We start from the raw sequence: 10,687 nt of genomic DNA, 5'->3' as shown, positions 1-10,687 counted from the left end.
GCCGACCACCACGGCGCCCGGCCCCGGCCCGGGGCCGAACGAGGCGCCCACCCCGCCTGCGCCCGAGAAGGCGCTGCCGCCCGCGACCCCGGTGCCGCCGACCGCCGGCCGGCCGCCGCTCGTCGCCAACCCGGGCGACCCGTCCGACGTCGACGAGGTGACCCTGCCGGCCAAGCCCGCCGCGATCCTGTCCGGCAAGGCGACCTGGGACCAGGCGGTGACGAGCCTCAAGGACGCGATCGACAAGGTCGAGGCGGCGCTGGGCCAGGCCGGCATCAAGGCGAACGGCCGGCCGATCGCGGTCTTCACCCGCACCGACGACGACGGCTTCCAGTACGAGGTGATGGTGCCGGTCGAGGCGGCGCCGAGCCCGCGCCCCGCCGGCCTGCCGGACGACCTGCGCTTCGGTGCGACCCCGAGCGGCAAGGCCCTGCGCTTCACCCACAAGGGACCCTACGAGGGCATCGACCAGACCTACGAGACGGTGACGGCCTACCTCGACGCCAAGGGCATCATCGTCCAGGACGCCTTCGTGGAGGAGTACCTGACCCCGCTCGCGAGCCCGTCCGACGAGGCGCTCGAGGTCAACATCTACGCGCTGCCGAAGTAGGGGCGCTCGCGCGCGCCTACTTCACGGCCCGCACCCGCGCCAGGAAGGCGTCGTAGGTCTCGGGCGTCAGGATGCCGACGAGCTTCTCGCGGATGCGCCCGTCCGGCCCGATCACGAAGGTCTCCGGCACGCCGTAGACCCCGAGGTCGATGCCGACGCGACCGGTCTCGTCGGCGCCGACCGCCCGGAACGGGTTGCCGTGCCGGCCGAGGAAGCGGCGGCCGTTCTCGGGCTGGTCCTTGTAGTCGATGCCGACGAGGTTCACGCCGTCGCGGGCGAGGCGCACCAGCATCGGGTGCTCGACCTGGCAGGGCGCGCACCACGACGCCCAGACGTTCAGCACCGTCACCTTGCCCTTGAAGTCCGCGGCCGCGAGGCCCGGCACCGCGGCGCCGTCCGTCGTCAGGCCGGGCACCGGCGGCAGGACGAAATCCGGCACCGGCCGGCCGATCAGGGCCGAGGGCACGGCGGACGGGTCGTAGCCGGTGGTCAGGAGCTTGCCGAGGAAGATGCCGGCCAGGCCTGCGAAGGCGAGGAGCGGCAAAAGGAACAGCAGCCGGCCGCGGCGCGGCGCCTCGTCGGCCTCCATGGCGGGCCGCTCGGCCTCCTCGGCCGGATGTACGGGGACGTCGCTCACCGGCGGCCCCGCGGCGGCTCTTCCTGCAGCCGGGCGAGCGCCCGCTCCTGCGCCCGCCGGTCGAGGATCGCGTGGACGACGAGCCCGGCGATCACCAGGGCGGTGAAGCCGTAGGCGCCGAGGATGAAGGCGGCGTGGGGACCGAGATCCCAGGATCCGACGCTCATGTCAGGCCGCCTGCGGGGCCAGCAGGGCGGCGTCGAGCCGCTCGGCCTCGAGGATCGTCAGGGTGCGCACGCGGCGGCGCAGGATCTCGGTGCGCATCGCCTGGAGGTGCAGCGCGATGCCGAGCACCGAGGCGGCCGCGATCATGACCAGGAGCGGGTAGAGCATGGTCGGGTGGATGGTCGGCCCGCCCATCCGCAGGATCGAGGCAGGCTGGTGCAGGGTCGACCACCAGTTCACCGAGAACTTGATGATCGGCAGGTTGACGGCGCCGACGAGGGTGAGGATCGCCACCGCCCGGGCGGCCCGGTTCGGATCCTCGATGGTGCGCCACAGTGCGAGCAGCCCGCAATAGATCAGGAAGAGCACCAGCATCGAGGTCAGGCGCGCGTCCCAGACCCAGTAGGTGCCCCACATCGGCTTGCCCCAGAGCGAGCCGGTGACGAGGCAGATCAGCGTGAAGGCGGCGCCGACCGGCGCGGCGGCACGCTGGGCGACGTCGGCCAGGGGATGGCGCCAGATCAGGGTGCCCAGCGCCGAGACAGCCATGGCGCCGTAGAAGAACACCGCCATCCAGGCCGCCGGCACGTGGATGAACATGATCCGCACCGTCTCGCCCTGCTGATAGTCGGGCGGGGCCACGAACCAGGTCAGGTACTGGCCGACGGCGAGCAGCACGACGGCGAGGCCCGCCACCCAGGGCAGGACCGCCCCGGACCAGCGCATGAAGTGGCCGGGCTGCGCCAGCCGCGTGAGACGACCCATCGACATGGCAGCGGTTTAGCGCGCGGGGGCCCGCGCGGGCAATGCGGACGAAGGGCGCACGCCCTTCAGCCAGGGCCCGGAACGAAGCGTGGCGGTGCCGGTTATCGCTGCGACTTCTCGCAGGCACCGGAGTGCTCCCGCCATGTTGAAATGGGCGATCATCTTCTTCGTGATCTCGCTGGTGGCCGGTGCCCTCGGCTTCACCAACGTCGCCTCCGGCGCCCGCGGCATCGCGCGGCTGCTGTTCGGGCTGTTCCTGGCGATCGCGGTGGTGATCGTGATCGCGGCGGTGCTGCTGGGGCAGGCGGTGTTCTAGAAAAATCTCACTGAATGGATTCCGCCGGCATCGATACCGCCCCAATGTATTGATGCCGGCGGAATCGACACGCCACCTTCCCCCCACTTTACATACCCGCTGAGTTCAGTGGCGCATGGCTGGTGAATATTTGCTTGCAAATTGCACACGGTTCGACGAACATCTTCTCGACGCAGTTCGCGGAGATTGGACGACATGACCAAGCTTCTGATTTTCACTGGATTTACGATGTTGCTCATCGTGCTAACCATCCTTGGGATCATCACGATTTTCTCGGCATCACTCGTCTTCACCGTCATAGCCTTGGCGCAGATAATCTTCGGCTAAGCCGCTTTCCGGATCATCTGCCTACTCCCCCCACCGCAACGCCGCCGCCGCCGCCAGCGTCCCCACCACACCCGCCGCGAGGCTCAAGGCGCCGAGGATCGCCAGCGGCGTCGTGAACGGCACCGTGCCGCCGAGCGCCGCATCCGCCGCCGAGACGCCGAAGATCAGGGTCGGCACCATCAGGGGCAGCACCACGATCGCGAGGATCAGGCCGCCGCGGCGGATCGAGGCGGTGAGCGCCGCGCCGACGGCGCCGATGAAGGTGAGCGCCGGGGTGCCGACGAGGAGCGTCAGGCTGGTCGCCGCCATGGCGGTGGGGCTGAGCGCGACGAGGAGCCCGAACAGGGGGGTCGCGAGCGCGAGCGGCAGGCCGGTGGTGAGCCAGTGCGCCGCGACCTTGGCCAGCACCAGGAGTTCCAGCGGCGCGGGCGCGCCGGCGAGGAGGTCGAGGGAGCCGTCCTCCTCGTCGGCCTGAAAGAGCCGGTCGAGGCCGATCAGCGTCGCCAGCACCGCGGCGATCCACAGGATGCCGGGGCCGATCCGGGCGAGCAGGTTGAGGTCGGGCCCGAGGCCAAACGGCACCAGGGCGACGATCATCAGGAAGAACACCAGGGACAGGGCCCCGGAGCCGCCGATGCGGCCGGCGAGCCGCAGGTCTCGGGCGACCACCGCCAGGAAGGCGCGGGTCATCGGAAGGCCTCCGCGAAGGGGTCGTCCGCGAGATCGGCCCGGCCGGTGCGGAACGCCTCGACGGAGAGTTCGCGCGCGGATTCCAGCCCCAGAGCCTGGTGGGTGGCCGCCACGACGAGGCCGCCCTCCGCCAGATGCGCCCGCATCAGCCCGGCGAGCGCGCCCTGCGAGGCGACGTCGAGGGCGGCGGTGGGCTCGTCGAGGAGCCAGAGCGGCCGGCGGCAGACGAGGAGCCGGGCGAGCGCCACCCGCCGGCGCTGGCCCGCCGACAGGTAGGCGACCGGCAGCCCCGCCGCGTGGGCGAGGCCGAGGCGGGCGAGCGCGGCGCGGGGTTCAAGGTCGGCGTCGCCCAGGAGGTCGCGGGCGAAGGCGAGGTTCTCCTGCGCCGTGAGCGCCCCTTTGAGCCCGTCGCGGTGGCCGACGACGTGGAGGCATTCCGGAATCGTGCGCTCGCCGACATCCTCGGCCGCGAGGCGCCCGGCCTCCGGCCGCAAGCGGCCCGCCAGGATCGCGAGCAGCGACGATTTGCCGGCCCCGTTGCGGCCTGTGACGGTGAGCGCCTCGCCGGCCTCCAGGGTGAAGGAGAGCCCGGCGAAGATGCGGCGGCCGGAGCGCCGGCAGGCGAGGTCCTCGGCGATCAGGCGCAAGGGCAAGGGTCTCCGGAGGGCAGGGGGAAGCCCGCGTTTACGCTATGCCGGCCCCGCCGAGAATGCGCGAATCCGCGGCCACCAGACCCGTAGCGGCCAGTTTCGAAGTGTTCTATACGCAGTCCCGGCTGCGCCGCGCGACCTTCAGAGGCGTCCAAACCGTCCTTCGCGCATCCCAGTCCGGGCACCCCCGGGGCGGCGCGCGCACCGTCCGATTCCCGCCGGCAGGCGAGGGCGGGCGGCACAGGGGCGAGTCTCGCGTGGCGATCCCTTCCGTCACGTGAGGCGGCCCCGTCAGCGCATCCGGCCGAACACTTCGTGATGGCGCAGGCCGTGCCTGTGCCGTGTTCGACAACCCCTCGCGAGGACCACGCCGTGGCATCGATCGACAGCTTCAAGGCCCGCCAGACGCTCCAGGCCGGCGGCAAGACCTACACCATCTACGCGATTCCCCAGGCCGAGAAGAACGGCCTGCCGGATGCGAGCCGGCTGCCCTTCTCGATGAAGGTGCTGCTCGAGAACCTGCTGCGCTACGAGGACGACCGCTCGGTCAAGAAGGCCGACATCGAGGCCGTCGTCGCCTGGCTCGACAACCGCGGCAAGACCGAGACCGAGATCGCGTTCCGCCCGGCGCGCGTGCTGATGCAGGACTTCACCGGCGTGCCGGCGGTGGTCGACCTCGCGGCGATGCGCGACGCCATGGTGGCGCTCGGCGGCGACCCGCAGAAGATCAACCCGCTGGTGCCGGTCGACCTCGTCATCGACCACTCGGTCATCGTCGACGAGTTCGGCACCCCGAAGGCGCTGGCCGACAACGTCGCGCTCGAGTACGAGCGCAACGGCGAGCGCTACACCTTCCTGAAGTGGGGCCAGTCGGCCTTCGACAACTTCTCGGTCGTCCCCCCTGGCACCGGCATCTGCCACCAGGTCAACCTCGAGTACCTGTCGCAGACGGTGTGGACCAAGCCCTTCGAGGGCTCCGAGGTCGCCTACCCGGATTCGCTGGTCGGCACCGACTCGCACACCACGATGGTCAACGGGCTTGCCGTGCTGGGCTGGGGCGTCGGCGGCATCGAGGCCGAGGCCGCGATGCTCGGCCAGCCGCTGTCGATGCTGATCCCCGAGGTCGTCGGCTTCAAGCTGTCGGGCAAGCTGCCCGAGGGCACCACCGCCACCGACCTCGTGCTCACCGTCACGCAGATGCTGCGCAAGAAGGGCGTGGTCGGCAAGTTCGTGGAGTTCTACGGCCCCGGCCTCGACGACATGTCGGTCGCCGACCGCGCCACGATCTCCAACATGGCGCCCGAGTACGGCGCGACCTGCGGCTTCTTCCCGGTCGACCAGAAGACCATCGACTTCCTGAAGGTCACCGGCCGCGCCGACGACCGCATCGCCCTCGTCGAGGCCTACGCCAAGGCGCAGGGCATGTGGCGCGACGCGAAGACCCCGGACCCGGTCTTCACCGACACGCTCGAGCTCGACATGGGCGACGTGAAGCCCTCGCTCGCCGGCCCGAAGCGTCCCCAGGACCGGGTGCTCCTCGACGGTGCCAAGCCGGGCTTTGCGCAGTCGATGGAGACCGAGTTCAAGAAGGCGGCCGACATCGCCAAGCGCTATCCGGTCGAGGGCGCGAACTTCGACATCGGCCACGGCGACGTGGTGATCGCCGCGATCACGAGCTGCACCAACACCTCGAACCCGAGCGTGATGATCGGCGCGGGGCTTCTGGCCCGTAACGCGGTCGCCAAGGGCCTGCGCTCGAAGCCGTGGGTGAAGACCTCGCTCGCCCCCGGCAGCCAGGTGGTCGCCGAGTACCTCGAGAAGGCCGGCCTGCAGTCGAGCCTCGACGCGCTCGGCTTCAACCTCGTCGGCTTCGGCTGCACCACCTGCATCGGCAATTCGGGCCCGCTGCCGGCGCCGATCTCCAAGGCGATCAACGACAACGACGTCGTGGCCGCCGCGGTGCTCTCGGGCAACCGCAACTTCGAGGGCCGGGTGAACCCCGACGTGCGGGCGAACTACCTCGCCTCGCCGCCGCTCGTCGTCGCCTACGCGCTGGCCGGCTCGATGCAGCTCGACCTCACCAAGGAGCCCCTCGGCACCGGCTCGGACGGCAAGCCGGTCTACCTGAAGGACATCTGGCCCTCGACCGCCGAGGTGCAGGAGTTCATCGAGGCCAACATCACCTCGGCCCTGTTCAAGTCGCGCTACGCCGACGTGTTCGGCGGTGACGAGAACTGGAAGGGCGTCGAGGTCACCAAGGCCGAGACCTTCTCGTGGAACCCGAGCTCGACCTACGTCCAGAACCCGCCCTACTTCGTCGGGATGGAGAAGACCCCGAAGCCGGTGGAGGACGTGGTCAATGCCCGCATCCTCGGCCTGTTCCTCGACTCGATCACCACCGACCACATCTCGCCGGCCGGCAACATCCGGGCGGCGTCCCCGGCGGGCCACTACCTGCAGGAGCACCAGGTCCGGGTGCAGGACTTCAACCAGTACGGCACGCGCCGCGGCAACCACGAAGTCATGATGCGGGGCACCTTCGCCAACATCCGCATCAAGAACCAGATGGTCCGCGACGAGGCCGGCAACGTGGTCGAGGGCGGCTACACCCTGTACCAGCCGTCGGGCGAGCGGATGTTCATCTACGACGCCGCGATGCGCTACGAGCAGGAGGGCACCCCGCTGGTGGTGTTCGCCGGCAAGGAGTACGGCACCGGCTCGTCGCGCGACTGGGCGGCGAAGGGCACCAAGCTCCTCGGCATCCGCGCGGTGGTCGCCGAGAGCTTCGAGCGCATCCACCGCTCGAACCTCGTCGGCATGGGCGTGGTGCCGCTGGTGTTCCAGGGCGAGGATTCCTGGGCCTCGCTCGGCCTCAAGGGCGACGAGACCGTGACGATCGAGGGCCTCGCCGGCGAGCTGAAGCCGCGCCAGACGCTCGTCGCCAAGATCACCTCGGCCGATGGCGCGGTGAAGGAAGTGCCGCTGACCTGCCGCATCGATACCCTCGACGAGCTGGAGTACTTCCGCAACGGCGGCATCCTTCCCTACGTGCTGCGCCAGCTCGCCGCCTGATCGCGGCTCCGCGCCGCCTGCGGCGCGCGCCGGCCGCCTCTCCCGCCGGTTACCCCGGAGGGAGAGGTTCCGGAGACCGGGAATCCTGTGACAGGGTCCCGGGAACTGTCGACACCACGACGGGGGCCTTTCCGGCAGGAAGGGCCCCCGTCCTCTTCTCGGGAGACGCGCGATGAGCCCGGACGACAAGATCAACGGCCTGACCACGCTCTCGGCCCGGCACGGCGAGATGATCGCCCGGCTCTCCGAGGCGCAATCGGACGTCGCCGCCAAGCAGGTGGCGCTGCAGATGGCGGTGCGGTTCGTCGCCGGCATCCTGCGCGGGATCGATTCCGACCATTACCGCCACCAGCTCGGCGGCTTCCTCGCCATGCTGGAGGACGCGCTGACCCGCGACGATCCGGATTCCGACCTCGCCCGGCGGGTGCTGGACACGGTCAAGGCGACCCTGGAGCCGGAAGAGGACGAGGACGCCTGAAGGCCGCGCTCGCCCGCGCGATCACGTCTGCGCGAGACGATGGCCGGCGCCGCCGGGGCGGACCATAACGCCGGGGCTCCCCCGATCCCGGAGCCTCCCCGGAGTTCCCCATGACCCTTCTCAGGACGATCGCGGCCGCCGGCCTGGTGCTCGCGACCGGCACCGCTTCCGTGCACGTCGCCCGGGCCGCGCCGCAGGTCGAGCGCCTGCGCGGCACGATCGAGCGCGTCGAGGCGGACGCGGTCACCATCCGCACCCGCGCCGGCACGGCCGAGACGGTCCGGCTCGGCCCCGGCACGCGGGTGGGGCAGCTGGTGCCGGCGAGCCTCGACCAGGTCCGCGAGGGCAGCTTCATCGGCACCGCCGCGAAGGCCGGGCCCGCGCCCGGCGACCCGCCGGTCGCCCTCGAGGTGCTGATCTTCCCCGAGGCGATGCGCGGCGCCGGCGAGGGCCACCATCCCTGGGACCGGCTCCCCGACGGGTCGGGCGGCCCGGTCGAGACCAGCATGACCAACGGCACGGTGCGGGGCCCGGAGGTCGAGACCAGCATGACCAACGGCACCGTCGCGGGCGGCCCCGGCATCAGCGGCGGCGCCGCTGCGGGCGGCGGCCGCACCATCACGGTCACGTACCAGGGCCGGAGCCTGGCGGTCTCCGTGCCGCCGGGCACGCCGGTCGTCGCCCTCGAGCCGGCCGACCGGATGGTGCTGGTCCCGGGCGCCAAGGTCTTCGCCTCCGCGATCCGGGACGGCGACCGCCTCGAGGCCCGCAGCGTCTCGGTCGGCAAGGACGGCCTGACGCCGCCGATGTGAGGCGGGCGGAGCCGCCGCCGCATCTCCCGGGCGGCCTGCCGGCGATCCTGCACAAGTGACCTGACGCAAAAGGAAATCGGTCGCGGCCCCGTGCGCCGGCGCACGGGGCCGTGGCCCGGGCGCGACCTTGAGCGAAAATCGGTCGCAACTGCCCTCCCGGAAGCGCGTTGTTCATGTCGAGCCGGCCATCCGGCGCAATTCATCGACCGCCTGGGCGCCTGTGTGCGCCTCAAACCTTGACCCTTTTCTTGATGGAGCCGGGCCCCCGTCCCGATGTCGCGCCATGAAGCTGATTCCGAGCAATCACGCCGCGAATTTCGGTCAGACGCTCGCCACGGCGTCGTCCCTCGCCGATGCGCTGCTGCTCGCCAAGCTCGGGCACGACTTGCGGGCGCTGTACACCGACGTCTCCGACCAGCCGGTGCCGCACGAGCTCAACGTGCTGATCGACAGGCTGCACACCGTGATGGTGGATGAGCCCGAGCCGCGCGGCTAGGATCTGTGGAACGAGGCCCGGGCGCCGCGTCTCTGCTCCCGGATGCACCAGCGTGACTGTACCGCGGAAGCGACAAGCCGGACGAACGGGCCGACCCCCCGCGATCTCGCCTTGAGTGCGAGCGCGAAACAGTGTGGGGTGCGCCTCCCGAGCCGACAGCCCCCCAGCCTCATGCCGCCGCTTTCCCGCACCCGCCTCGCCCTTCCGCTCGCCCTCGGCCTTGCCTTCGCGGGCCTCGGCGGCGCGCCCGGTGCCGGGGCCGCCACGCCCCCCGCCCAGCCGAAGGAGGGCCCGGGTGGGCAGGCCTACGCCGCCGCGAGCGTGACGAAGCGGGCTCTCGGCCGGCCGGGCGCCGTGACCCTGGCGTTCTACGGCAGCGGCGCCGCGCCGGCCCAGGGGCGGCCGGTGGTGGTGATGCTGCACGCCTGGGGCGCCGTGAACCCGCAGGCCTACGGCGCCTGGATGGAGCACCTCGCCCGCTCCGGCTACCTCGTGCTGTTTCCCCGCTTCCAGGAGGTGAACCGCACCCGGCCGGTGGATGCGAGCGGCATCGCCGCGGGCCTCGTCAAGGACGCCCTGGCGGATCTTGCGGCCGACCCGGAGGCCAAGCCCGACACCGGCCGGGTGGCGCTCATCGGCCATCTCGCCGGCGTGCCGCTGGCCGCCAACCTGGCGGCCCACGCCAAGGCGAATGGCCTGCCGGTGCCGCGGCTGATCTTCGGCGCCATGCCGGGCGGCATCGCCCGGGACGACAAGTCCCGCGGCATCGCCCTGCACGACCTCAACGAGATCGATCCGGCCACCCTGATCGTCACGGTGATCGGCGACCGTGACGCCCGCGCCGCCGACGTGGCGGCCCGGCGCCTGATGCGCGAGGCGAGCGCGGTGCCGATCGACCACAAGCTGATGATCCGGGCGCTCTCGGACGACCACGGCTTCCCGGCCCTGTCCGCCACCCTGGCCTCGCCGGCCGGCACCAACGCCGCCTACGATGCCGCGGCGCTCAAGCCGCCAGCCGCCCCCGCCGCCGACCCGAAGCAGAAACCGGCCCCGTTCAAGTGGTCGGCCGACATGGCGCTCACCGGCGAGCAGACCACCCTGGTGGCGCAGATCAACGCCGCCGGCACCGACAGCCTCGACTATCTCGCCTTCTGGAAGACCTTCGACATGGCGGCGGCGGCGGCGTTCTCGGGCCAGACCGCATCGGGCCTGAAGAGCAACCCGCGCTTCACCGACATGGAGCGCTGGAGCGACGGCTGGCCGGTGCGCCGGCTCGCCGTCGAGACCCCGCGCCCGCCGGCCCCGGCCAAGCCCGCGGCCGCGGGCGCCGCTCCGGCGCCCGCAGCGCCGAAGCCCGCCGCGAGGCCGGCGGCGCCGGCCCGGGGACAGTGAGCGGCCGTTCGACGGCCTGAGGGTGGAGGGCGGACGTCCGACGGGGTCGACGTCCTCCGTCGTGATTGCAGGCGCAGAGATCCGGAGCCGCAGGCCCGGAAGGGTGAGGCGGTAAGGACCGCCGGGCATTCCAAACGGCTTTCCGGCGCCTCCAGCGTCCGGGCTCCGCCCTGCGCGCCCCGAATGATACCCTCGCGCCTTCGCATCGACACGTCGATGCGAAGGCGCGAGGGTATCAGCGCCGGCGCCCGTTCGGGCTTGCCTTGCGCCTCCGAAC

Annotated in this window: 13 protein-coding genes; 8 read left to right on the top strand and 5 right to left on the bottom strand. The window is 71.5% G+C overall.

Going from position 1 to position 10,687, the window contains the following annotated elements:
* Positions 1-610: GyrI-like domain-containing protein (locus tag VQ02_RS28530; RefSeq protein ID WP_048447629.1), on the top strand; the 610-nt coding region annotated here is incomplete at its 5' end.
* Positions 611-626: 16 nt separating this feature from the next.
* On the opposite strand, the gene VQ02_RS28525 is transcribed toward VQ02_RS28530, so the two are convergent.
* From VQ02_RS28525 to VQ02_RS28515, 3 genes are read right to left on the bottom strand one after another with little or no spacing between them, the layout of a single operon-like run.
* The gene (locus VQ02_RS28525) at positions 627-1,199 is read right to left on the bottom strand and encodes a DsbE family thiol:disulfide interchange protein (RefSeq protein ID WP_048447628.1); all 573 of its coding nucleotides are present in this window, start codon (positions 1,197-1,199) and stop codon (positions 627-629) included.
* A 44-nt stretch (positions 1,200-1,243) separates the two neighbouring features.
* Complete coding sequence (gene ccmD / locus VQ02_RS28520) at positions 1,244-1,414, bottom strand: heme exporter protein CcmD (protein WP_048447627.1); 171 nt, start codon at positions 1,412-1,414, stop codon at positions 1,244-1,246.
* 1 nt (position 1,415) lies between these two features.
* Positions 1,416-2,183, bottom strand: coding sequence for a heme ABC transporter permease (locus tag VQ02_RS28515; RefSeq protein ID WP_048447626.1), 768 nt, complete (start codon positions 2,181-2,183; stop codon positions 1,416-1,418).
* A 136-nt stretch (positions 2,184-2,319) separates the two neighbouring features.
* Between VQ02_RS28515 and VQ02_RS36260 the strand changes: the two genes are divergently transcribed.
* Both VQ02_RS36260 and VQ02_RS39855 read left to right on the top strand, forming a co-directional pair.
* Complete coding sequence (locus VQ02_RS36260; RefSeq protein ID WP_048447625.1) at positions 2,320-2,493, top strand: DUF1328 domain-containing protein; 174 nt, start codon at positions 2,320-2,322, stop codon at positions 2,491-2,493.
* 195 nt (positions 2,494-2,688) lie between these two features.
* Entirely contained in the window at positions 2,689-2,820 is a 132-nt protein-coding gene (locus VQ02_RS39855) for a hypothetical protein (protein ID WP_280818972.1), read from the top strand.
* A 21-nt stretch (positions 2,821-2,841) separates the two neighbouring features.
* Here the strand turns inward: VQ02_RS39855 and ccmB are convergent, their stop codons facing one another.
* Both ccmB and ccmA read right to left on the bottom strand, forming a co-directional pair.
* Entirely contained in the window at positions 2,842-3,510 is a 669-nt protein-coding gene (gene ccmB, locus VQ02_RS28505) for a heme exporter protein CcmB (protein ID WP_048447624.1), read from the bottom strand.
* Positions 3,507-4,157 (bottom strand): heme ABC exporter ATP-binding protein CcmA, encoded by a 651-nt coding sequence (gene ccmA, locus VQ02_RS28500; RefSeq protein WP_048447623.1) that lies wholly within the window; start codon positions 4,155-4,157, stop codon positions 3,507-3,509. The genes ccmB and ccmA overlap by 4 nt, the downstream gene beginning before the upstream one ends.
* Positions 4,158-4,532: 375 nt before the next feature.
* Between ccmA and acnA the strand changes: the two genes are divergently transcribed.
* The 5 genes from acnA (at position 4,533) to VQ02_RS28475 (ending at position 10,410) form a co-directional block, all read left to right on the top strand.
* Positions 4,533-7,232: an aconitate hydratase AcnA gene (gene acnA / locus VQ02_RS28495; RefSeq protein ID WP_048447622.1), complete on the top strand. Its 2,700-nt coding sequence runs from the start codon at positions 4,533-4,535 to the stop codon at positions 7,230-7,232.
* 172 nt (positions 7,233-7,404) lie between these two features.
* Positions 7,405-7,710: a hypothetical protein gene (locus tag VQ02_RS28490; protein ID WP_048447621.1), complete on the top strand. Its 306-nt coding sequence runs from the start codon at positions 7,405-7,407 to the stop codon at positions 7,708-7,710.
* A gap of 110 nt (positions 7,711-7,820) precedes the next feature.
* The gene (locus VQ02_RS28485; RefSeq protein WP_048447620.1) at positions 7,821-8,522 is read left to right on the top strand and encodes a hypothetical protein; all 702 of its coding nucleotides are present in this window, start codon (positions 7,821-7,823) and stop codon (positions 8,520-8,522) included.
* 283 nt (positions 8,523-8,805) lie between these two features.
* Complete coding sequence (locus tag VQ02_RS28480) at positions 8,806-9,018, top strand: NepR family anti-sigma factor (RefSeq protein WP_048447619.1); 213 nt, start codon at positions 8,806-8,808, stop codon at positions 9,016-9,018.
* A 171-nt stretch (positions 9,019-9,189) separates the two neighbouring features.
* On the top strand, positions 9,190-10,410 hold the full coding sequence (locus VQ02_RS28475; RefSeq protein WP_048447618.1) for an alpha/beta hydrolase: 1,221 nt from the start codon (positions 9,190-9,192) through the stop codon (positions 10,408-10,410).
* Positions 10,411-10,687: the final 277 nt, after the last annotated feature.

The sequence above is a fragment of the Methylobacterium variabile genome (assembly GCF_001043975.1).
In the GTDB taxonomy this organism is placed as follows: Bacteria; Pseudomonadota; Alphaproteobacteria; order Rhizobiales; family Beijerinckiaceae; genus Methylobacterium; species Methylobacterium variabile.
This window is presented reverse-complemented; position numbering and strand designations above follow the sequence as displayed.